Genomic DNA, 22,159 nt, shown 5'->3' on the forward strand with positions numbered 1-22,159 from the left:
TCACTCCTCGTCGGATACGTCGTCGGATTCGGCCGGGAGTGGGTTCTCGAAACTGACCGTACCCACGATGTCCCCGAGCAGGGCGCGATAGTGCCGCGCATGTTCGACAGCTGTTGTGGCCAGCGTGAGGATGGCGATCCGTTGGCCGTCGAGACACGGCACGTACGCCGTGGTCTGAAGCAATTGGATGTCGGCGGCGATTTCCGCCTCCGGCGGTCCGGACAAGCGTGTCTGTACGACGGATGCCGGACCGCACGGCAAGTCGAGCATCTCGATGTGTTCGGCGTCCTGGGCACTCGCGGCGGCGCGGGCCGCTAGAACACTGCGCGGTGCCCAGTCGGTCGCTCGCCAGGAGAGCGTGAACAGAGAGAGAAGTGCCCCGCCGTCTCCCTCGTCGTCGGAGTGCAGACCGAGACAGCAGCGGACGGCCCCGCCTGCCAGAAGCAGCTGGGCCATACGGAGGACCGGTTCGAGACCGGCGAACGGCCCTTGTCCGACGGCGTTCTCGGGAAACGCGTCCGGCAGCGGCAGCGGGACGAAACCCGGCGGCAACGCGAACCAGATGTCCGCGTCCTGGCTCCGGGCCGATTCGTCGATCAGGTAAGGAGAACTGTTCACGACGCTCTGCCCGTTCACGACGCTTCGCCCGCCCCGCGCAACAGGAAGTGGACGGCCCCCAGAGCAGCCGGAAAATCGACGCCCAGGGTTCTTGGCCCGTCGAGGAGACGGCTGGCCACCTTGGTGCCGTCGTTGTCCAGGCTGTCCACGGAACTGCTCACAATGCCGTAAGTGGCCGTCCCCGCGCCGAGATACGTCGCCGGCTTGTCGACCTTCTCCACGATCGGTGCCAGCCGCCCGCCGAACACCCGAGAATGGGCCAGCATGCTCGCCGCGCCTCCGGCGGCGGTGGCCTCCTCCCTGACCGAGGTCCCGACCGTCTTGAACGACGTCACGGTGTTGGTTCCGACCCGCGCGAGCTTCTGTCCGAGCGTCAGTACCTCATCTGCCTCACCCGTGAGTGACAGCAGTTCACCAGACTCTCCAAGACCGCGCAGACCCAGATAACTGCCTTTGGCAACCGCGCCCAACCCCGGTAACGCTCCCAGAAAGTCCCCGGCGACGCCCAGCACGTTGCCCCAGAATTCGACGTCGAGTTCACCCTTGGTAATGCCGTCCCTCAATGACTCCAGGACCTCGGGGTCGGTGACACGTATGCCGAAGGCCACTCCGCTCAAGATGCCCGCGGCGAGAAGCAGTACCCAGGGCGCGATCACAGTGAGACCTAGCAACGCGATGACTCCCAGTACCGCCGCGCACGCGCTGAGGATGTCCGGCAGGTTGTCGTCCAGCCAGTTGGTGAACTTGTCCCAGCCGCTCGGCTCATGTGACGCCAGCTTGTGCGTGGCGTCCCCGATGAGCCGGGCCCGCTTGCGGGCCGTGGTCTCGTGTTCGAGGGCGAGGGAACGAGCATGCCGCAATACGTCGTCCAAGTCCTCCTGCGCCGTGGTGACCGCACGCTTCCCGTCGTCCGCGTGGTCCTGGGCCCGTTTCAACGCCTCGCGCGCGTGATGGGCCTCGCCGTCGAGCTTCTTCGCACGTCGCTGGAAATCCTCCAGCTCCGTGACCCACAGATCCAGTTGCTTCGCGGCCTTGCCGACGGAGTGGGCACCGTTCTTGAGGTTGATCGGCAGAGGACCGCCCTGCAATTTCTCACGGAAGGCGACAGCGGCATCCCCTTCCCAGTAGCTGCCGTCCATCAGTTTCGTGACCTTGGAGTGGGCCTTCTCCATCTCCTTCGCACAACCGGTCAGCTTCTTGTGGATCTCGCGTACCAAGTCCGTGCTGCCGGGCGTCGGATTGAAGCCGATGTGCGCATACGGATTCGTCAGGCCCGAGCCTGACTTCAGCCCCTGAGGCCGGTCGGCGTCCACGGTGGGAGTCGTCACTTCTTCCCACCCTTGTGCCTGACCTTTTCGAGCGCCTTCTCCAAGGCCACGTCCACCTCGTGGAAGTCGTCCTTGGCCTTCTTCGTGAGGTCCGTGAGCTCCTCGATCTGCCCGGCGATCTCCTTGGCCCCGTAGTGCCAGTCCTTCTGGAACTCGTCGCAGGCCTTGTCCAGATCGTCGGTACCCAGCCCGTCGACGCCCGAGTCGTGCAGCGCCCGCTGCAAGGCGGTGAACGAATCCCGGGCCTTCCTCAGATCCTTGAAGAACCTGTCCAACTCAGTACCGTCGACGACCAGTCGGTCCGCCACTCCCCCGCCCTCTCCCCAGTTGATCAGCACCGTTGGGAGGAACGACCGTGTCCGGGTTTTGTGACGGACCGTGGGGCGCTCCCCTCTTTAGGGGGAGCGCTTACCGGACACGGTGGGGTGAAGTGGGTTGCTGCGGTCAGCGGTTGACTGCCTGGATTTCCTGTACGACGACGTTCTGGGTGGCGCCGAAGGTGCCGGCGGGAAGGTCGGCGCCCGGGGAGTTCGTGCCGGTCCAGTGGATCTTCCAGGTGACCGTCGCCCTGAGCGGGAACGTGTCGTCGCCCGAGGAGCGCAGGTACTTCACGCCGCAGGGTGGGGTCTCGTCGGCCTTGCCCTTGGCGTAGGGCTCGCCGATGCGGTCACCGTTGATCTGGCAGACGCCGGACGCGGGGTAGGTCTGGGCGTCCGCGGTGCCGGGTTCGATCTTCACCGAGACCGGTGTGGCGGTGGTCGTCGCGGAGATGTTCAGGAGCGGGACGCTCGCCGTGACCGAGACCGGCTTGAACTTGGCCGCGTCCAGCCAGGCCCAGGTCGGGAGGTTCACCTTCGTGGTGTTCGCCGGGGCGAGGTCCATCTTCGTGGAGGGGACGCGGATCTCGGCGTAGGCGAGTTGGGCGAGCATCTCCGGCGTGACCGCCTCGGGGATGTCGGCCGGCGGGTCGTCGTTGGTGGCGACCCAGAAGTAGGGCTTCGTGCAGTTCAGCGCGGCGGGGTCGCCCTCGCGGCCGGCACTGACGTAGGAGTCCCACCAGTAGCCCTTGCCGGTCTCTTCCTTGTTGAAGTCCTTGTAGGGCTTGCCCTCGACGTACTTCTGACGCTGCTCGGCGTCCCACTCGTAGCCCGTCGAACCGGCTTCCCAGATCGGCGTCAGGTACTTCTCGAGTTGGGCGGGGGTGTATTTCGGGGCGTAGTAGCAGGCGGGCGGGGTCCAGGTCGTCGTGGAACTCACCGGGCCCACGGATTCACCGGAGCCGTTCTTGGAACGGTCGTAGACGATGGCTCCCGCGGTCGAGGTGAGCTTGTCGCCCTCGTTGCCGCCCTGCTCCTGGGTCTCGGTGCCCGTGCCCTTTCCGCCGGGCACGAAGTCGGCCCAGGCCGACGGGCTGGACGTACACACCAGGACGCCTGCCATGACAGCGGTGCAGAGCGAGACCCTTGTTATGGCTGGCACTGAGCCGCCCCCCTTGTGGAAATGATCTGCGACGTCTGCCAGACACCGTCGGGGTTCTTGTCCAACCTGGTGTTGTAGAAGACGTAGCTGTTCTTGGTCACCGGCGTCCTGGAGACCTTCCCGGTCTTCTTGTCCTTGCTGAAGCCCTTGCCCTCGTCCGCGCAGAACGTGAGGCCGGCCGACGTCTTGCCCTTGAGCGTCACTTCGCGGTCGTAGTACCGGGCCGAGCCCGTCATCGTGGCCCCGGCGTCCTTGAACTCGGCGACCCACGCCAGGGCGGCGTCCAGTGCCTTGCCGGTGTTGTAGTAGCCGATCGCCTCGCCCTTGGGATCGGTCCCCGTGATCGCGGCGTCGACGGCACGCATGCGTTCCGCGTTGTCCGACAGCACCGCGTCCTTGACGGCGTCGCCGGTCTTCGTGTCCTCGAAGTCGAGCGTCAGGTCGGACGGCAACGTGATCTTCGGGCGGTCGGACACCGCCGTCGACGTCGAGGGCGTCGGAGATGCCGACGCCTCCTCGCTGGTGTCGGCGCCTGCGATCTTGTCGTTCTTGCCGGAGCTGTCGTCGTTGCCGCATGCGGACAGCGACAGGGCCGCAGCGGCGGTCAGCGTGATCGCTGCGAGCAGTGTGGGGCGGCGGGTCACGGTCGGCTCCTGATGGGGCGAGGCTTCTCTTGAGCGAACCAACGCTATCCAGCGGCATGGGGTGACACCAGGGTGACGCTTGTCAGCCCAGGGAGCGTATGAGGTCAAATCCCCCACACCTGGGACCACTTGAGTCATTACAGTTACATAACGCGCCGGGCCGTTCACGGTGCAGCAAAGTGAGCCGATCATTCCACTCATGAACAAGCAAAGGGGAAAGTGTTCAGGGCCGGCACTTGTCACTCCCGCGCTGGGAAGCCAGCTTCTCGACGACCCAGACTCCCTTGGCGTTCTTGCGGAGTTGCGTGGTGTAGAGGACGTAGTTGTCCACGGAGGCCGGCGTCACGTCCGTCTTGCCGGTCTTGAGGCTCCGGTTGTAGGCCTTGTTCTGGTCCTCGCAGTAGACGAGGCCCGCCGTACCGTCACCGTTGACCTTGGCCTTTGCCGCGAAATAGTGCTTGGCGCCGGTGATGCGGTCCTTGTAGTCCACGAATTCCTGGATGAACTTCCGGCTTCCCGCCGCCGCCTCACCCTCGGAGTAGTAGCGGTACGCCTTACTGAGCGGATCCTGCTCGGCGATGGCCATGTCCACGGCCTTGATGGACTGCTCGCTGTCGGCCAGTACCGCGTCCTCGTCCTTGTCGCCCGTCTTGGGCCAGTCGAAGGTGTACGTCAGATCCGACGGCAGCTCGATCTTCGGGCGGTCGGATGCCGTCGACGTCGAGGGTGCCGGCGTGCCTTTGTCGGTGTCGGCGCCTGCGGGCTTGTCGTCGTTGCCGCACGCGGACAGCGACAGGGCCGCGGCTGCGGTCAGGGTGATCGCTGCGAGCAGGGCGGGACGGCGGGTCACGGTCGGCTCCTGGTGGGGCGAGGGTCGGGTCGAGTGGGCAACGGTAGTCAGTGGGACGTTTCGGTGTGGGTACGTTCGGTTCGCACGGTAGGCGGGCAGGGTGGTTGGGGCGGAGGTATTGGGCATGGGTCGGCGGTGGCGGGACGGGCGCGGGGAGTTGGTCGTGGGGGCGGAGAACGGGGTGGGGGGTGTGTCCGTTCCGCTGGAGGTCGCGACCTCCTATCGGGCCCGTACCAAAGGGCTGTTGGGGCGGGATTCCGTCGACGGGGCGATTCTGTTGTCGCCCGCGAACGGCGTGCACACCTTTCGTATGCGTATCCCGATCGACATCGCCTATCTCGACCGACGCCTCCACGTCATCGCCGTACGCACCATGAAGCCGGGGCGGTTGGGGCTGCCTCGGCTCCGTTCTCGGCATGTGCTGGAGGCGGAGGCTGGGGTGATGGCGGGGTGGGGGCTCAGGGTCGGGGCCACGGTCGAGGTGCGTGTGGACGTGGATGGGGTGGGCGACGGCTCCTGAGAGGGGAAGGGTGTGCCTTCTCGGTTCATGTCCGGGGCAGGAGCCTGATCACGGGGACGGCGGACGATACGTCGATGACGCCCCAGTCGCCCTCCACGTGGAAGGCCGAGCCGTTCCAGAACAGCGCGTCGAAACCGCCGTAGTCCTTGGAACCGGATGCGTCCACCGCCGGAGGAGTTCCCTGGCCCGACCACACCAGCTCGCGCACCTGCGGGAACTGGATCGTGGCTCGCGCGTAGCAGGCCTGCTCGCCGGGGGCGGGCGGGTGGTAGGCCGGGTGTCGAGGGGTGAGGACCAGTTCGACTTCGAAGGTGAGATGGCCGGGAGTGGCTCGGATCTCCAGTACGAAACTGTCCTCCAGGTAGACGTCCGTGAATCCGTCCAGCTCCTGGTATTCGACCTTTTCAGCACTCATGGCAGATCCCAGGTGATCGGAGTGTGGTTGCCGGGGCTCTTCCTTGTGACGACGTTCCCGGTCGGATCGATTCGCTCTCCTTGAGCGTTCCGGATTTCCACATGGGGCGCTCCACTGCCCGGCGCACGGCTGCTTCCCTGCTTCAGGGTCACGCGGATGATTCCGTTCTCGTCGGTGAACTTCGGCGGTCCGTTCTCTGTTCGCGTCTCCGTCCAGCCCTGTTCACGGGCCCATTTTGCAATACCGGATGCCGTCCGGTGTCCCCCGACCGCGTCGCCCGCGACGGAACCCTGCTGTGGGGAAGCCGGGTTCGCGTCCTGGCCTCCCGATCCGCCGCCCCCACCGCCTCCCCCGCCGCCGGTCCCTCCGCCTGCGGCGCCCGCGGCCATCAGGGCGATGCCCGCCGCGCCGAGTCGCGCGGCAAGGGCGGCCCCGAGAGCCCCTTCGCCCGACACGGTGACGCCGGCGAGGGCCAGTCCGGCGCCCGGCGGGAACAGCGCGAGCAGGGAGAAGAGCAGGAGGGCGAAGCCGAGGTAGGTGAGGACGTTGTCGAGGGCGTCGAGGAGGTGGGCGGATGGCACGATCCGGGTTTCGGAGCCGGCCGGTCCTGTGCTGCGCCGGAGCAGGAGTGTTCCGGTCAGCGCGGCGGCCAATGCGGTGGCGCAGCGGAGGCGGTGGACGGCCAGTCGCTCGCCCAGAGGGTTGGCCGCCGACTGGCGCCAGGTGCGTAGCAGCATGGCCGACTGCCAGACGATCCACGCCAGTGCGGCGATGGCGAAGCCCAGCAGGATCTTCGGGCCGGCGCCGTGGGTGAAGTAGTTCTGGAGGCCGACCGTCGACTTGAACGAGCCGACGCAGAGGAAGAGGACGGACGGGACCAGCAGTGCGCAGGGGATCAGGCTCAGGATCCGCGTGCGGTGACCCGTCGTGGCTCGGGCTGCTCTGACGCCGGAGCGGATGCCGGCGCGTAGGTCCGCCCCGCGCCAGGCCTGCTCGTGGTCGGTGGCGTCGATCCTGGTGGCGAGGTCGGCCACCGTCCGTCGCAGCGGGTCGAGTTCGGCGGGTGGTGTGCCCGCTGCCGCGTAGCAGAGGGTGCGGCGGAGACGTATGAATCGTCGCGCGATCAGCAGCGTCCAGGGTGGGCGCCAGGCGGCGTAGCGGATCAGGGCCGCCGCGCTGTCACCGTCCGCTCGTTCCGTCGCCAGTAGTACGCCGGGCAGGTTCCGCTTGCCGTGGTGGAGGCGGACCGTGTCGACGGTCATGGCGAGGAGCAGGGCCACGATCGGAGCGAGCCAGGCCTTGCCGTCCAGGTGCTCCAGCCACTGCCGGGCCTGTCGATCGGTCGGGTGCCGGACGACGTGGTTGGTCAGGGTGTGGTGGGCGACGGCCGCGCCGAACGGGATCACCGCCAGCGGCTTCCACCAGGTCGGCACTCGCCACAGGACACCGACCGCCAGTCCCGCCAAGGCCGTCCACACCAGGTGGGTGAAGGTGGGGACTGTGATGGCGGTGGTCTGCCCGAGTTCCAGGGAGGCGGCGGGAGCGGGCAGCCAGGACGTGGCGACCTGGCCCGGGCCCGGGATGTACGGCGGTGACAGGCTGTCCGGGATGATCCAGCCGTCGCTGCGGGCCAGCGCCCGATCCGCGTCCAGGGAGTAGCGCAGCAGCGCTTCCAGCAGGCCGAAGCCGGCTCCGAGGGCCGCGCCCAGGACGGTGAAGTCGGTCAGCCCCCACTGGCGCCGTACCTTCGCGTACGCCCCGATCAGCAGCAGCGGGGTGATTTTGATCAGCTCTTCCACCCACGGGGCCATGGTGACGGAGGTGGTGTTCGCGACCTCGATCAGCGATCTGCCGGTTCGGTCGGCGATCGTTCTCGTGTAGGTGACTTCCAGCAGGGCCGCGGCCGCGCCGCAGACGTACACGCCCGCGAGGAGTGCCAGCAGGACTGTGCCGAGGCGTACCGAGCGGGTGGGGTACGACAGCGCGAACAGCTGGACGACGCCGTACACGGCCGCGGCCGTCATCAGTACGGTCACGGGCCCCCGCCCATTCCGTGGTCTGTGTCGAGTTCCCTCAGCTCTCCGTCAGCTCAGCTCTCCGTCCGCGGGAACGACACCTCCACGCGGCGGTTCTTCTTGCGGCCGTCCTCCGTGGCGTTGTCGGCGATGGGGTACTGCTCGCCGTAGCCGCGGACCTCGAAGGTGATGTTGGGGTCGTTGAGTTCCTGGTCGAGGACGTCCTGGACGGCGTTGGCGCGTTGGCGGGAGAGGACGTCGCCGTGGGCCGAGGAGCCGAGGTTGTCGGTGAAGCCGAAGACGCGGATCTTCGTGGCGTTCTGGTTCTTGATCTCGGTGGCGATCGAGGAGATGCGGGATCTCGCGTCGGCGCTCAGTTTCGAGCTGTTCTTGCTGAAGAGGACCTCGGCCTGGAGGGCGAACTTGACGTCGGAGTTGGTGTCTTCGCGGCGTTCCTCGCCGCTCTGGTCCTCGACGACCGTTTTGATGTCGAGGACCTTGGGGTCGGCGAGGGTGGCACCTTCGGGGAGTTTGAGGTCGGGGTCGTTGGGGTCGACCTGGACGGGGGCGGAGGCGGAGGGTTCGGTGCCGGGGGGGACGCTGGGGGTGTCGTCGGCGTGGGACACCGTCGCGCCTACGAGGTTCGTGGCGAGCATGAGTGACGCGGCGGTGAGGGTCAGGGCGAGGCGAGGGGCGCCCGCCCGGGGCGAAGTCCGGGTGGTGGTGGTCATGGTGGGCCTCACCCGGAGATCTTGATCGTGCCGCTGGTGAACGTCGGGAGCTGGAAACTGACGTCGGTCGTGCTCGCGGGCGGCGCGGGGAACTGGAGGAACACGGCCAGCGATTCGCCCGCCTTCAGGGACGTGAAGCCGGTCGTGGTGAGCGGTCGGCCCTCTGTGTCCCGCAGGACGTAGTAGCGCTTCTTGCCCTGGCTGTCGACCAGGGTCGCGCCACCGAGCGACATGCCGTTGCGGAGGATCTCCGTCTCGTTGCCGCGCACCGCGGCGGGCACGGTGATCCGCTCGGCGCCGTCGTTCTTCAGGATGCCGTTCACGGTGAGGAAGCCGCCGGAGTCCCGCTGCGCGGAGGTGATCTGGAGCAACAGACCACCCGTGCCCCGCAGTTCCACCAACGGCTCCTCGGACTGGCCTTCCTGGGCACTCGGTTGGGATCCACTGTCCTGGGAGGCGGAGGCCGACGTGTCCGGCTTCTTGGCGTCATCGTCGCCACCACCGCCGCAGCCGGCCACACCGACGGCCAGTCCGGCCGCGACGGTCAGTGCGACCATCCCCCTGCGGGCCTTCGTAGTGAACCGAATGCTCATGACTCCGCTTCCTTCATCACTCGTCGATCTCTTGTCAGTCGGCCAGATGAACGTCGAAGAGGTCCTCGGGTCCCGGCAGTTCGGTGAGGTCGTCCGGGTCCAGGGTCCACTCCTCGCCGTCCTTGCAGGTGAGCTGTGGCAACGTGTCGTCCCCGGCGTCCTCACCGGGGAGCGGGAACGTGCAGAGCGGCTCGATCACGGCAGTGGCGGACGCCGTTGCGTACTGGTTCTCCGTACCGGGGACGATGGTGTCCCCGACGGGCTTGTTCGTCCGGACCTCGACGGTGTAGCCCGGGCGCGCCGGCTGTGGCTCACAGCCCGTCGCCTGCGCGTCGTTCTGCGCCGCCAACTCGTAGGCGCGCGCGCAGCCGTCCAGTACCGCCGCGTCGCCGTCGAGGATGTCCTGCCACTTCGTGGGGTCGAGCACGACGTCCACCCACATGTCGGCGAGCTGGTCCCGGGTGTCCTGGGCCGCCGCCAACGCGGCCGCGTCGGCGGCCGTCTGGGCTCCGTTCCGAGTCGCCGCGGCCTGGCCGACCGCCAGATACGCGAACGCGAGAAAGAGCAGGCCCGCCACCACCACGATGTAGATGGGGAAGGCCTGCCCGGCGTCGCCGTACCTGCGGCGCCGCATCAGCCGCCGACGACTTCGGCGATCTTGTCCGTGATCGCGGTGTAGATCGTGTTGCCGATGTCCGTACCCGTGATCGCGAGCACGATCGCCACGACCACCGCGATGATGCCCAGGTACTCGACCGCGGTCTGGCCCTTGTCGTTGCGAGCGGCGCGGCTTTGCAGATACGCGACGGTGGTGTTGATCCAGTTGCTCATGGTGTTCCCCTCCGGGTTCGATGCCCGTGCCGCTGTCGACACGAGAAACGTACGGTGGAAAACCCTGTTCGCAAGAGGGCCCCTGGACCCAAACCCGGAGCCTGTCCGATCCCTGCAACCATGTCCTGCTCCTCGACGACCCCACTGGTCACCCCAATTCCCGTGCCGTACCGAGCCACTTGGCGGCGGCCTCGGAGCGGCTGGTGCTGTGGAGTTTGGCGAAGATGCGGTTGATGTGGTTCTTGACCGTCTTCTCACTGATGAAGCACGTGGCGGCGATCTGCTGGTTGTTCATGCCGGATGCGATGAGGTCCATGATCTCCGCCTCCCTCGTGCTCAGTTGGTACCTCGACCGGTCGGGAGCTGCCGGACGGCCGCTCGACCATCCAGACGACGACTGTCCCACATTCGGTTGCACTTGCGAAAGGTTTTCTGAAGAAATAGTGGAGACGACCGGCGGGAAGTACCCGAAACTGCCTGACGGTAAGGGTTCTTGAAGTGAAGAATGTATGACGACGGGGCGACTTGATCCGTATGCAGTCGCACTTCTCACGATGTCCCGTACCGCCTCGACCAGTTGGTCCACGGTGAACTCGCCGTGGACCAGGTAGCCGCCGGCACCCCTGCGCAGGGCTTCCTGGACGATCTCCGGCTCCCTGCTGTACGTGAGCATCACGACCGGGGCGATCCGGGCCAGGTACGGAAGCGCCGAGAGGCCGTCCACACCCGGCATGCGGACGTCCAAGAGGACGACGTCCGGGCGGAGTTGCCGGGCCGCCTCGTAGGCCTCGCGACCGTCGGCGGCCTCGGCCACGACCGAGATGTCCGCGCGGCCGGTGAGCAGGGCCGTCAGACCCGCCCGGACCACCGGGTTGTCGTCGGCCACCACGACGCGCAGAGTCGTCTCGTCCGGCATGGGGGCGGCCTCCTTTCGTCGCGTGGGGGGCGTGTTCATGAGGTCGAGGGGGTGAGGGCGGCCAGCGGGATTTCCAGGCGGATCTCCGTGCCCCGGGGGTGGTCGCCCCGGCCGATGCGGATGCGGGCGCCCACCGAGGCGGCTCGCTCGACCATGCCGACCAGGCCGAAGTGGCCTGCCCTGCGCAGCTGTTCGAGGGAGGTGTCGGGAGGCAGCCCGTTGCCGTCGTCGTAGACGCTGATGCACAGAAGGTCGCCGTGGACTCCCGCGCGTACGTCGACCCGGGTCGGGCCCGCGTGACGGTGGGCGTTCTCCATGGCCTCCGAGGCGATGGTGAGGAGCTGTCGGGCCACGGCGGGCGGGACGGGGGGTACCGCGTGTTCGCCGGTGGGGCGGTAGCTGGAGGGGAGGCCGGTCCGGATGCTGAAGTCCTTTGTCCGGGCGGCCAGTTCGACCAGCACGTCGGTGGCGTGGGCCGGGTCGGACTCGCGGCGCAGGTCGGCGAGGAGTTCGCGGGACTCGGCCGCCGCTCGCCGGACCGAACGGGCCACCAGTTCCGCCTGCCGTTTCACCAGATCCGGGTCGGGACGGGCCGCGCCCGCGGAGCAGGCGAGTCCCTCCGCGGCCAGCGCCACACCGTGCAGGGTCTTCGCCACGGAGTCGTGCATCTCCCGTGCCAGCCTGGCCCGTTCCGCGCCGACCGCCTCCGCGACGGCCAGCCGGGCCTGGACGGTGGTCAGGGCCTGGGTGGCAGCGCCGAAGCGGAACATCAGGTTGCGCAGGGCCGAGCCGACCGCGCCAGCGATGACGCACAGGCCGGGCAGGAACAGGACCTCGGCGGGCGTGGAGTGCGCACCCTTCGACGTCGTGTGGACCACGAGCAGGATCAGCGACTGGAGGGAGGCGAAGACCGCGGCGCCTCGCCAGCTGTAGACGAGGCCGGCGAGGAGCGGGGTGCAGACGCTGACGTAGGCGAGGGTGGTGTCCGGTCCCGCGGAGAACAGGAGCAGGGACATGAAGAGGGTGTCCAGGGCCAGCAGGGAGGGGTGGCGCAGGAGGAGGGGGCCGAAGCGTTCCCAGTCCCTGAACAGGACGTAGGAGCCCATGAAGGTGACGACCACGGCCGCACCCACCAGGCGCATGGCGAGGCCGGGGGACGCGTTGAGAAGGGCGGCCGGGGCGGCCAGGGCGATCATCGCGAGCCGGAAGCCGAAAACCTGGCGGCACATCGCCTGGAGGGCGTTGATCTGGAGGGGGATGGCGGGAGTGGAGGTGGGGGTGGGGATGGAGGCGGGGAAGGAGGTGGGGGCTGGGGTTGGGGTGGGGACTGGCGTGGCTTCGCGCGGCTGCTGTGTGGGCTGGGGGCTGTCGGTGGCCCGGTCGAGCTGGGGTCGGGAACCGCTTCGCCCGCCGCTCGACTCCCCCGCACGCTCTCCACGCGGTCCCGGTTGCGGCGGTACCGCCGATATCGGGTTGCGCACCGGTTCCCAGCCGGGTGGGAGCGTCGGGGGCGCCGGTGTCACCGGACTGCCGTATGCGCTCGGGATCCTCGGGCTCGCCGGCGTTTTCGGACGGCGGCGGCGTCGCAGGCGCCCTATGCGTTCCTTCGTCGTCGACATGACCGTCACCCGCCTGCCGTCTACTTGCCCGTAAGCGTGCCGAAGTCCGTGCCGGAGCCGAGGATCAGGCCGGCGCCGAGCAGGATCATCGTGGCCGGGACCATGAAGGTGGTGATCATCATGGTGGCCTTGGGGACCGCGCGGGCCGCCTTGCGGCGGGCGTTCTGCGCGTCCGTGCGGCGCATGTCCTTCGCGAGGGACACGAGCGTGTCGACGATGGGGGCGCCGAGTTCCTCGCCCTGCTGCAGCGCCGTCACGAACATCGCGACCTGTTCGGAGTCGTTGCGCCGGCGCAGTTCCGCGAAGGCCTCGCGGCGGCCCATGCCGAGGTCCATCTGGCGCAGGGTGATGCGCAGTTCGTCCGCCCAGGGGCCCTCGTACTTGATGGAGACCCGGTCCAGGGCCTGCCGGAAACCGAGGCCCGCGCTCACCACGACCGCGAGTACGTCCAGGAAGTCCGGCAGCGTGCGCTCGATGACGTCCTTGCGGATGCGGATCGCCGACCATATGCCGACCTCCGTCCAGAACGCGCCGAAGGCGAACAGGACGATGGCCAGCAGGTAGTTGCCCTTGATCAGGAAGATGAGGCCGCCCAGGCCGCCGAGGAAGCCGTAGACCGCGCGGCGGGCGGCGTAGCGGTTGATGGTGAGGCCGCCCGGGTTGCCGGCCAGGTCGATCTTGCGGCGGTACTTGGCGACCATCTTGGGGCCCATCAGCCGCAGGACCGCGGGCGCGTACCGCATTCCGAGCCGGTCGACGAGCGAGTCGACCGCTCCCGTGCGGGTCGAGCCGACCTCCAGGGCCAGGGCCAGGTCGGTGGGGAGCTTCACGTCGGCCCGGTACATGCGGATGCCCGCGAAGATGCCCCAGACGCTGAGGCCCATCGCCAGTGCGAGCAGAAATGCCATCGGGTGTCCTCCTTCCCGGGTTCGTCAGACGTCGATGCGGGACAGGCGGCGTATCAGGACGAAGCCCACCGCGTAGAGGGCGAAGGCGATGAGCACAGCGGCCTGGCCGACCGGTGAGCCCGTCATGCGCGCCAGGGCCCCGTCCTTCACGCCGTTCATGAGGAACAACGACCCCACCCCCAACACAGGCACCGCATAAGACGTCATATTGACCTGCGACAACTGCGTACGAACCTCCCGTCGCGTCTCCTTCCGCTCCTCCAGCGTCTCCGTGAGGTTCCGGAGCGCGCTGACCACCTGGCCGCCCGCTCGGTTGGAGAGGACCAACGTGGTGACGAGGACGACCAGTTCGCGGGAGGGAAGGCGTTCGGCCATTTCGCCCAGGGCGTCGTCCATCGAGACTCCGAGGGCCAACTGGTTGGCGACCTTGGCCAGTTCTTCGCCGGCGGGGGCCTCCAGTTCCTCCGCCGCCATGCCTATCGCCGTGCGGAGCGCCAGGCCGGCCTGCGTCGCGTTGGCCATGATGCGGGCCAGTTCGGGGAGTTGGTTGATGAACTTCTCGATGCGTTTCTGGCGTTGCCAGTTGAGGAACTGGACGGCCGCCCAGATGCCGAGGAGGCCGGCGATGGGGCCGAAGAAGGGGGCCAGGGAGGCCTGGCCGATCAGGAAGAGGGCCGCGACCGTGGCGAGCATGTAGACGAAGAACTCGCCGGGGGTGACGTCCAGGCCCGTCGCCGCCAGGCGGAGTTCGAGTTTGCGGCCCAGGCGCGTACGGCGCACCCGGCGGTCCACGTTGACGAAGCGCCGGCGTCGGACGCCCGTCGGGATCTGGCCGGTGGCCGAGAGACGGTCGACGAGGGCCTGGCGCTGGGCCTTGCCCTTCGTGTACGTGTGCAGGCCCAGCACGGCCAGGACACACGTCAGCAGCGTGATGCCGGTGGTGAGCGTGACGAGCTGGTGCAGTTCCATCGGTCGGTCCTACCTGGCTTCTCGGGTGGTCAGCTGCGCTGCGGAGTTGGCGACGCCGAACGCCTGCGGGACGGGCTGGCTCGCCATGTAGAGGCGGTCGGCGGTGCGGCGCGGCAGGGGGGAGTACTCGAAGACGCCGTAGACGCGGCCGTCCGCCGCCATCGGCTGCGCGTGGAAGCGGGCCACGGTGGCCAGTCGGTACGGTTCGCTGCCGTGGCTGTCGAGGATCGCGATCTCGGTGATCCGGCGGGCACCGTCGGCGAACCGGGTGAGCTGGATGATCACGTCGATCGCGCTGTTGATCTGGTCGTGCAGCGCCTCGAAGGGGACCTCGACCTCCGACATGGACGCCAGCGTCTTCAGGCGCATCAGCGCGTCCTCCGCGCTGTTGGCGTGCACCGTGGCCAGCGAGCCGTCGTGGCCCGTCGACATCGCCTGGAGCATGTCGAGGGACTCGCCGCCGCGGACCTCGCCGACCACGATGCGGTCGGGGCGCATGCGCAGGGAGTTGCGGACCAGGTCGCGGATGGTGACCTGGCCCTGGCCCTCGACGTTCGGGGGGCGGGACTCCAGGCGGATCACATGGGCCTGCTGGAGCTGGAGTTCTGCCGAGTCCTCGATCGTGATGATGCGTTCGGACTCGGGGATCAGGCCCGAGAGGGCGTTGAGCAAAGTCGTCTTGCCCGTGCCCGTCGCGCCCGAGACTATGACGTTGAACTTCGCCTGCACCAAGCCCGCCAGCAGGTACACCATCTGCTCGTCCAGCGAGCCCAGGCCGACCATCTCGTGCAGCGTGAAGGAGCGCGGGAAGCGGCGGATGGTGAGGGTCGCGCCGGTGAGGGACAGCGGCGGGATGATCACGTTGACCCGCTCACCGGACGGGAGACGGGCGTCGACCATCGGATTCGACTCGTCCACCCGCCTGTTGACCGTGGAGACGATCCGCTCGATCGTCTGCATCAGCTGGTCGTGGGAGGGGAAGCGGAGCGGGAGTTGTTCCACCCGGCCGCCTCGCTCGACGAAGATCGCGTCCGGGCCGTTCACCATGATCTCGGTGATCGACGCGTCCTCCAGGAGCGGTTCGAGGATGCCGAGGCCCAGGGCCTCGTCCACGACGCGCCGGATCAGCTGGGAGCGTTCCACCGTCGACAGGACCGGGCCCTCGCGGCTGATGATGTGCCCGAGCACCCGTTCCAGCCGGGCCCGGCGCTCGGCCGCCGCCAGCGAACTCATCTCCGCGAGGTCGATCTCCTCAAGGAGCTTGGACCGGTACGACGCGACCAGATGGCCGTCCTCGCCCCGACTGCCGTTCTCTTCCGGGGTGTTGATGCGGGACCGCAGGCTCATGGTGCACCTCGTTCAGTGGTCGAGCGGCATGGTGGCGGTCTTCTGCGCGGTGCCGAAGTCCCAGCCCGGGACGATGGACGGGATGTCGACGGTGGCGGTGACGGTGACCGCGTCGTCGCCGTACGCCTCCCCGCAGTTGGTCCCGTCGGCGAGAAAGCCGCTGATCGCGTTCTGGCATCCCGTCTGGGCGCTCTCCTGCAACGAGGCCGCCCGCGCCCCGGCCCGGGCCGCGGTGCCGGCCTGCTGCGCGGTGTAGGCGATGAGTCCGATCTGTACGCCGGCCAGGGCGACCAGGATCAGGACCGGGATGAACCCGAGGTACTCGATGGCGACTTGGCCGAGGTCGCGGCGTTTTCCAGTGCGCTCGTCGTCGTACGACATCTCAGTCCTTCACCTCCTCCACCGCTCCCGCGTGGCCCTTCACGTCGAAGGGGAAGCCGATCGCGCCGGGGAAGAGGACGGGGACGTGGAGGGTGACGGTGGCTTTGACATAGCCGCCGCCGGTCGTGCACTCCACCTCGCCGCTCCACGCGTTCGGCAGCTTGTCCAGGCCCGCCTGTTGGCACGCGGCCGCTCTTGCGCCCTCCGGAACCGCCGTTCCCGCCCGTGCCGCCTCGTCCGCAGCATTCCCCGCGAGGGTGAACGTGTATCCCAGGAGGACGAACTGCCACAGCAGCACCAGCGTGATGATGATCAACGGGGTCATGCCGAGGAACTCGACACTCACCTGGCCCTCGTCCCGCCGAACAAGCCGCGCCGTCAACGCCTGCGCAGCCCGCCGCGGCCTCACCGCTCCAACTCCTTGCGTCGCCGTAGCGTCAGCGCGCCGCGTTCGCCGCCGCGGGAGCGGCCGTTGCGGTGTTGGGGGCCCTCGGAGCCCTTGACCAGGCCCAGTTCGCCCGCGAGGGTCCACAGGGCCTGCTTGACCGTGCTGCGGTTGTCGAGTTCGTGGACCCGGCCCGCGTCCACGGCGCTCTGGAGTTCCTTGAAGTTGGCGGGGATCACGGTCCCGGCGAGGCCGGTGCCGGTGATCTTCTGGATGAGCGGCGGCTGGATCTCCGTACCGCGGGTGTGGCGGTTGACGACGACGGTGGTCTCCTCGGCCTTGCGGACCTGGAGCCGGTCCCACATGCGCACGGCGCGCTTGGCGCCGCGGACGGAGACCACGTCGGGGGTGGTGACCAGGACGGCGGTGTCGGCCATTTCCACGATGGCCGCGCCGGCGCCGCTGAGTTGGGCGCCGCAGTCGACGACGACGACCTCGTAGCGGGAGCGCAGGGCGCCGACGATCTGGCGGGCGGCGCGGTCGGTGACCTCCTCGCCGCGTTCGCCGTCGGCGGGGGCGAGCAGGAGGGTGAGGCCGGTGTCGTGGCGGAAGACGGCGTCGGCCAGGACGCGCGGGGTGATGTCCGTGATGGTGGCGAGGTCGACGACCGAGCGGCGGAACTGGACGTCCAGGTAGGAGGCGACGTCCCCGGTCTGGAGGTCCATGTCGAGCAGGACGGCGGCGCGGCCCGACGCCTGGGCGGCGAGGGCGAGTTGGATGGCGGTCGTGGTGGTGCCGACGCCGCCCTTCGCGCCGCTGACGGTGACGACGGTGCCGCCGACGCCGGTGAACACGTCGCCGGCGGCGCCCAGATGGCGGCGTACGCCCACCGACCACTGGGACACCGCGTGCACCCGGCTGGCGAGTTCCTCGTAGCCGAGGGGCAGGGCGATCAGGCCGCGGGCGCCGTAGTCCATGGCGGCCTGGAAGAGGCCGGCACTGACGTCGGAGGTGACGAGGATGACGCCGACCGCCGGGAAGCGCAGGCTGACCTCGCGGACGAGTTCCAGGGCGGGGACGGGTCCGATGCGTTCGTGGACGACGACGACCTCGGGCAGTTCGTCGATGGACTCGGCGGCCAGCCGGGCGAGGGTGTCGATGAGCTGGGTCGAGTCGGTCACGGGGGCGACCGGCTCGGCGTCCGGCAGTTGGCTGAGCAGCGTGGTGAGGGACCGGACCGCGTCCACGTCGCCGACTGCCGGGAGGATCCTCGTGGGCATGGCGGCCTCTCACTTGTCCTTGGTGAGTTCGTACGTGCGGTCCTTGTCGGGCACCGTGCCGGTCTCCCCCGGCGCGACCAGCGCGAGCCGCACCCGCTTGGCGAAGGACTCGGCGTACGTGATCCGCTGGGCGTCGAGCGCGGAGAGCGCGAACGTGATCGGGACGGCGTCGGTGGCCGCCCGGGTGCGGTCGTCGGCGTCGGGCTGGAGCGGGGTGAGGTCGCCGACGTCGAGGACGGCGGCGTTCGTCACGATGATCTTGGACAGGTCGGGATCGCCCTCACGCTGGCCCTCGAAGGTGGCGTACACGTTGACCTTGGAGCCCGCCGTGATCTTGCCGGCGACGCCCGTCGCCGCGTCGATCATGATGGCGACCTCCTGCTGCCCCGGCTGCAGGGCGGGCTGGTCGACGATCATGTCGCTCTGCAGCAGGGAGCCCTGCTTGAGGGTCGTCACGGCGATCTTGCCGCGGATCTCGGCGAGATCGGTGATCGCGTTCGCCGACAGCCAGCGCTTGGGCATCTCGGTCTTCTCGAACTGGGCCGAGGTGAGGCTGGTGTACGGCTTGATGTCCTTCTTGACCTCGTACGCCGTGACCTCGGGGCCGACCTTGGACTTCACGTCGTTGATGACGGACAGCACGCCGGCGAACGCGCCCAGGGCGCAGATGACCGACAGAAGCAGGAGTAGCACGCCGCGGCGCTGACGGGAGTTCATGAACCGTACAACCTCGTTGGGGGGCTCGGTCGAGCGGAATCGGGGACGGGAGACCGAGGGCGGCTCAGCCCGCGGGCAGTTGGTTCTCGTGGACGGGTGGCACCGGTGCCGTGGCGGAACAGAAGACACAGCGGTCGCCGATGACGTCGATGCCGCACCAGTGACAACTGCCTTGCCGGACCGAGGTGACCAGCTGGTAGAGCACCGACAGGTCCGGCAGATAGGCGGCGAACTCGACCAGCTTCCCCGTCTCCCACCACACCGCGGACTCGGCGGGCAGCGCGGTCTCCCGCAGCCCTTGCACGCTCCACTGCTTGGCCAGGGTCGCGGTGACCCAGTCCGACTGCAACTGTCCCTTGGCGACCTGCATCCAGGTGCCGAACTCGGGCCCGGCGAGGGTGGCGCCGGGCCCGATCTTCACCAACTGCGGCTCGGGGTGCGCGAGGACGGCGAACTGGCTGCCCGGCACCCAGGACTTGGCGTGCGACTTCAGCGGCACGGGGACGCGGTCCAGCCGGGCCACGGAGCCGAGCAGCGCGCCCGCGTGGATGTAGTGGGTGAGCAGCCGGCCCGCGGAGGCGAGCACCCCGGGGCTGAGGTCGCAGGAGGCCAGCTGTCTCAACTGGCGGGCCAGGACGGCGAGTCCGAGCGGGGGCAGCTCGGGACGGAACAGGGCGATCCGGTCACTCTCCAGGAGGCCGCGGATGGTGTGCAGCCGCCGCTCCACCGCATGGGGGGCGGCCTGCGAGTACACGACGATGAGATGCCCGTGCTGGTCCAGCAGCGACTGGACGGCGGACAGCGCCTGGTCGAGCGGTTGTTTGTCCAGGTCCGGCAGGACGACAGCGGGCAGCGTCCGCTCGTCGTGCGGCGGCAGCGCGAGGTCGGCACCGGTCACGGCAATGGCAGTTGGCACGCCCAGCTCCCCGTGTTACGCCGTCGGCGGACCGGGGTTACTCCGATACACCGAGTTGACTTCACTGCGTGACTACCTCAGCACTGTATCCACGCCTCTGTGACCGGAGAACAGCGTTTCTGTAGCTGGCAGGCAACTCCCGAGGCACAAGACGCGCCAAAACGGAGCAGGTTGGGCATCTTCCCGGTCTCGATTCACCACCGCGCCTCCGCCCCGCCTCCGCCTCACCCTCGCCCGACCTTCACCCCGCCTCCACCCCCGCCTCCGCCCCCGTCGCCCCCAAGTTGGTCTGGACCTCTTGACAGCCGGATTGGTCTGGACCAACTTATTGTCATGTCCCCACTTAGAAGATCGGCACGGCTCTGGTCGGGAGTCGTCACCGCCGCCCTCGCCCTCTCCCTGGCGGGCGCGGGCCAGGCGTCCGCCGCGGACGTCAACAACGCCAAGAACGCCGGTTACGAGTCCGGCCTGAGCAACTGGACCTGTTCGGCGGGCAGCGGCACCACCGTCTCCTCGCCGGTGCACGGCGGCGCGGCCGCGCTCAAGGCGACGCCCGCCGGGCAGGACAACGCCCAGTGCACCCAGTCGGTCGCCGTGAAGCCCAACTCGACGTACACGCTGAGCGCCTGGGTGCAGGGCGGCTACACCTACCTGGGCGTGACTGGCACGGGCACCACGGACGTGTCGACGTGGACGCCCGACTCCGCGTCCTGGAAGCAGCTGTCGACGACCTTCACCACGGGCGGATCCACCACCTCGGTGACCGTCTACACGCACGGCTGGTACGGACAGGCCGCCTACTTCGCCGACGACCTCTCGGTGTTCGGCCCCGACGGCGGCGGTGGCGGCGACCCGGCCCCGACGATCCCCGCGGCCCCGGCCGGCCTCGCGGTGTCGGGCACGACGTCCTCCTCGGTCTCCCTCGCCTGGAACGCGGTCTCCAACGCCACCGGGTACAACGTCTACCGGGGCGGTACGAAGGTGTCGTCGGTGACCGGCGCCTCGGCCACCGTCACCGGCCTCACGGCCTCCACCTCGTACTCCTTCCAGGTCACCGCCACCAACTCGGCCGGCGAGTCGGCCAAGTCGGCGACCGTGACGGGCACCACCACCGCGACCGGCGGCGGGGGCGGCGGCACCCTGCCCAAGCACGCCGTCACCGGCTACTGGCAGAACTTCAACAACGGGGCGACGGTCCAGAGGATCTCCGCCGTCCAGTCGCAGTACGACATCATCGCGGTGGCCTTCGCGGACGCCACGGGCACGCCGGGTGGCGTGACCTTCAACCTGGACTCGGCGGGCCTGGGCGGCTACACGGTCGACCAGTTCAAGGCCGACATCAAGGCCAAGCAGGCCGCCGGCAAGAAGGTCATCATCTCGATCGGCGGGCAGAACGGCACGGTGTCGATCAACGACTCCACCTCCGCGACCAACTTCGCCAACTCGGTGTACTCGCTGATGCAGACGTACGGCTTCGACGGCGTCGACATCGACCTGGAGAACGGCCTCAACGCGACCTACATGTCGCAGGCCCTGCGCTCGCTGTCCTCGAAGGCGGGCTCGTCGCTGATCATCACGATGGCCCCGCAGACCATCGACATGCAGTCGACGTCGAACTCCTACTTCCAGACGGCCCTGAACATCAAGGACATCCTCACGGTCGTCAACATGCAGTACTACAACAGCGGTTCGATGCTGGGCTGCGACGGCAAGGTCTACTCGCAGGGTTCGGTGGACTTCCTCACCGCCCTGGCCTGCATCCAGTTGCAGGGCGGCCTGTCCCCGTCCCAGGTGGGCCTCGGTCTGCCGGCCTCGACCAGCGGCGCGGGCAGCGGCTACGTCTCGCCGACGATCGTGAACAACGCGCTGGACTGCCTCGCCAAGGGCACCGGCTGCGGCTCCTTCAAGCCCTCCAAGACGTATCCCGACCTGCGGGGTGCGATGACCTGGTCGACGAACTGGGACGCCTCGGCGGGCAACGCGTGGTCCAACTCGGTGGGCGCACACGTGCACGCGCTGCCGTAGCGCGGAGCGGAATCAGTAGACAAACCAGGAGGAATCGACAGCGGTGGGCCGGGGGTTGAAACATTTCCCCCGGCCCACCGCATCAATGAAGTGAGTACGGTGCCGAACGGCACCGCGGGAGGGGGCTCGGATGAGACAGCGTCGGGCGGAGGAGTACGCGGAGTTCGCCTCGGCACGTGCCGGGCATCTCTACCGGTCCGCCTGTCTGCTGACCGCCGGGGACACGCATCTCGCCGAGGATCTCGTGCAGGAGACCCTCGGGCGGCTGTACATCAGCTGGGGACGGGTGTCGCGGGTCGGGAATCCGTCGGGGTACGCGCAGACGGTCCTGACGCGTACGTTCCTCGCGCACCAGCGGCGGCGCAGCAGCACCGAGCGGGCCACCGACGTGCTCCCCGATCTGCCGGGCCGCGCCTTCGACGGGGACACCTCCCTGCGACTGACCCTGCTGGAGGCGCTGGGCCGGCTGCCCGCCAAGGACCGGGCGGTGGTCGTCCTGCGCTACTGGGAGGACCGCTCGATCGAGGAGACCGCCGACGTCATGAACACCAGCTCGGCGGCGGTGCGCACGCGCTGCGTCCGGGCCCTCGGGCACCTGCGGGAGCTGCTCGGCAAGGACCTCGGCGAGTACGCGCGCCCCTGAACACCCCCTCCACTTCGGCTTCTTCACTT

At 68.6% G+C, this 22,159-nt stretch carries 25 protein-coding genes; 3 read left to right on the top strand and 22 right to left on the bottom strand.

The window, feature by feature from the left end; all coding sequences use genetic code 11:
- The 6 genes from M2283_RS37590 to M2283_RS37615 form a co-directional block, all read right to left on the bottom strand.
- Nucleotides 1–618 (bottom strand): hypothetical protein, encoded by a 618-nt coding sequence (locus M2283_RS37590; RefSeq protein WP_280880974.1) that lies wholly within the window; start codon nt 616–618, stop codon nt 1–3.
- A 14-nt stretch (nt 619–632) separates the two neighbouring features.
- Nucleotides 633–1,946, bottom strand: a complete 1,314-nt coding sequence (locus M2283_RS37595) for a hypothetical protein (RefSeq protein ID WP_280880975.1) — start codon at nt 1,944–1,946, stop codon at nt 633–635.
- Nucleotides 1,943–2,284 carry a hypothetical protein gene (locus M2283_RS37600; RefSeq protein ID WP_280880976.1) on the bottom strand — a complete coding sequence of 114 codons (342 nt, stop codon included), beginning with the start codon at nt 2,282–2,284 and terminating at the stop codon, nt 1,943–1,945. The genes M2283_RS37595 and M2283_RS37600 overlap by 4 nt, the downstream gene beginning before the upstream one ends.
- Nucleotides 2,285–2,390: 106 nt before the next feature.
- Nucleotides 2,391–3,425, bottom strand: coding sequence for a hypothetical protein (locus M2283_RS37605; protein WP_432423179.1), 1,035 nt, complete (start codon nt 3,423–3,425; stop codon nt 2,391–2,393).
- Nucleotides 3,413–4,069, bottom strand: coding sequence for a hypothetical protein (locus M2283_RS37610; RefSeq protein WP_280880978.1), 657 nt, complete (start codon nt 4,067–4,069; stop codon nt 3,413–3,415). The genes M2283_RS37605 and M2283_RS37610 overlap by 13 nt, the downstream gene beginning before the upstream one ends.
- Nucleotides 4,070–4,292: 223 nt before the next feature.
- Entirely contained in the window at nt 4,293–4,919 is a 627-nt protein-coding gene (locus M2283_RS37615) for a hypothetical protein (protein ID WP_280880979.1), read from the bottom strand.
- 124 nt (nt 4,920–5,043) lie between these two features.
- Between M2283_RS37615 and M2283_RS37620 the strand changes: the two genes are divergently transcribed.
- Entirely contained in the window at nt 5,044–5,439 is a 396-nt protein-coding gene (locus tag M2283_RS37620; RefSeq protein WP_280880980.1) for a DUF192 domain-containing protein, read from the top strand.
- Nucleotides 5,440–5,464: 25 nt separating this feature from the next.
- On the opposite strand, the gene M2283_RS37625 is transcribed toward M2283_RS37620, so the two are convergent.
- From M2283_RS37625 to M2283_RS37700, 16 genes are all read right to left on the bottom strand, one after another.
- A complete protein-coding gene (locus tag M2283_RS37625; RefSeq protein WP_280880981.1) occupies nt 5,465–5,854 on the bottom strand; it encodes a hypothetical protein in 390 nt (129 codons plus the stop codon).
- Nucleotides 5,851–7,890 (bottom strand): PrsW family glutamic-type intramembrane protease, encoded by a 2,040-nt coding sequence (locus M2283_RS37630; protein ID WP_280880982.1) that lies wholly within the window; start codon nt 7,888–7,890, stop codon nt 5,851–5,853. The genes M2283_RS37625 and M2283_RS37630 overlap by 4 nt, the downstream gene beginning before the upstream one ends.
- Before the next feature lie 53 nt (nt 7,891–7,943).
- Nucleotides 7,944–8,600: an OmpA family protein gene (locus M2283_RS37635; RefSeq protein ID WP_280880983.1), complete on the bottom strand. Its 657-nt coding sequence runs from the start codon at nt 8,598–8,600 to the stop codon at nt 7,944–7,946.
- Nucleotides 8,601–8,608: 8 nt separating this feature from the next.
- A complete protein-coding gene (locus tag M2283_RS37640; protein WP_280880984.1) occupies nt 8,609–9,193 on the bottom strand; it encodes a hypothetical protein in 585 nt (194 codons plus the stop codon).
- A 34-nt stretch (nt 9,194–9,227) separates the two neighbouring features.
- A complete protein-coding gene (locus M2283_RS37645) occupies nt 9,228–9,827 on the bottom strand; it encodes a pilus assembly protein TadG-related protein (protein ID WP_280880985.1) in 600 nt (199 codons plus the stop codon).
- The gene (locus tag M2283_RS37650) at nt 9,827–10,024 is read right to left on the bottom strand and encodes a Flp family type IVb pilin (RefSeq protein ID WP_280880986.1); all 198 of its coding nucleotides are present in this window, start codon (nt 10,022–10,024) and stop codon (nt 9,827–9,829) included. The genes M2283_RS37645 and M2283_RS37650 overlap by 1 nt, the downstream gene beginning before the upstream one ends.
- Nucleotides 10,025–10,172: 148 nt before the next feature.
- Complete coding sequence (locus M2283_RS37655) at nt 10,173–10,940, bottom strand: response regulator (RefSeq protein WP_432423180.1); 768 nt, start codon at nt 10,938–10,940, stop codon at nt 10,173–10,175.
- A gap of 35 nt (nt 10,941–10,975) precedes the next feature.
- Entirely contained in the window at nt 10,976–12,169 is a 1,194-nt protein-coding gene (locus M2283_RS37660; protein ID WP_432423181.1) for a sensor histidine kinase, read from the bottom strand.
- 410 nt (nt 12,170–12,579) lie between these two features.
- Nucleotides 12,580–13,467 carry a DUF5936 domain-containing protein gene (locus M2283_RS37665; protein WP_280880989.1) on the bottom strand — a complete coding sequence of 296 codons (888 nt, stop codon included), beginning with the start codon at nt 13,465–13,467 and terminating at the stop codon, nt 12,580–12,582.
- 24 nt (nt 13,468–13,491) lie between these two features.
- Nucleotides 13,492–14,436: a type II secretion system F family protein gene (locus M2283_RS37670; protein ID WP_280880990.1), complete on the bottom strand. Its 945-nt coding sequence runs from the start codon at nt 14,434–14,436 to the stop codon at nt 13,492–13,494.
- Nucleotides 14,437–14,445: 9 nt separating this feature from the next.
- Entirely contained in the window at nt 14,446–15,783 is a 1,338-nt protein-coding gene (locus M2283_RS37675) for a CpaF family protein (protein WP_280880991.1), read from the bottom strand.
- Nucleotides 15,784–15,795: 12 nt separating this feature from the next.
- On the bottom strand, nt 15,796–16,164 hold the full coding sequence (locus M2283_RS37680; protein ID WP_280880992.1) for a TadE/TadG family type IV pilus assembly protein: 369 nt from the start codon (nt 16,162–16,164) through the stop codon (nt 15,796–15,798).
- 1 nt (nt 16,165) lies between these two features.
- On the bottom strand, nt 16,166–16,489 hold the full coding sequence (locus M2283_RS37685; RefSeq protein ID WP_280881057.1) for a pilus assembly protein: 324 nt from the start codon (nt 16,487–16,489) through the stop codon (nt 16,166–16,168).
- A gap of 80 nt (nt 16,490–16,569) precedes the next feature.
- Nucleotides 16,570–17,829 (bottom strand): AAA family ATPase, encoded by a 1,260-nt coding sequence (locus M2283_RS37690; RefSeq protein WP_280880993.1) that lies wholly within the window; start codon nt 17,827–17,829, stop codon nt 16,570–16,572.
- A gap of 9 nt (nt 17,830–17,838) precedes the next feature.
- Nucleotides 17,839–18,546 (bottom strand): Flp pilus assembly protein CpaB, encoded by a 708-nt coding sequence (cpaB, locus tag M2283_RS37695; protein WP_280880994.1) that lies wholly within the window; start codon nt 18,544–18,546, stop codon nt 17,839–17,841.
- Nucleotides 18,547–18,610: 64 nt separating this feature from the next.
- Nucleotides 18,611–19,462: a hypothetical protein gene (locus M2283_RS37700; protein ID WP_280880995.1), complete on the bottom strand. Its 852-nt coding sequence runs from the start codon at nt 19,460–19,462 to the stop codon at nt 18,611–18,613.
- Nucleotides 19,463–19,795: 333 nt separating this feature from the next.
- Here M2283_RS37700 and M2283_RS37705 point away from each other — a divergent pair, with 333 nt between their 5' ends.
- A complete protein-coding gene (locus M2283_RS37705; RefSeq protein WP_280880996.1) occupies nt 19,796–21,487 on the top strand; it encodes a chitinase in 1,692 nt (563 codons plus the stop codon).
- 130 nt (nt 21,488–21,617) lie between these two features.
- Nucleotides 21,618–22,130, top strand: a complete 513-nt coding sequence (locus M2283_RS37710) for a SigE family RNA polymerase sigma factor (RefSeq protein ID WP_280880997.1) — start codon at nt 21,618–21,620, stop codon at nt 22,128–22,130.
- The last annotated feature ends 29 nt before the right edge of the window (nt 22,131–22,159 follow it).

The sequence above is a fragment of the Streptomyces pseudovenezuelae genome (assembly GCF_029892565.1).
Lineage (GTDB): Bacteria > Actinomycetota > Actinomycetes > Streptomycetales > Streptomycetaceae > Streptomyces > Streptomyces pseudovenezuelae_A.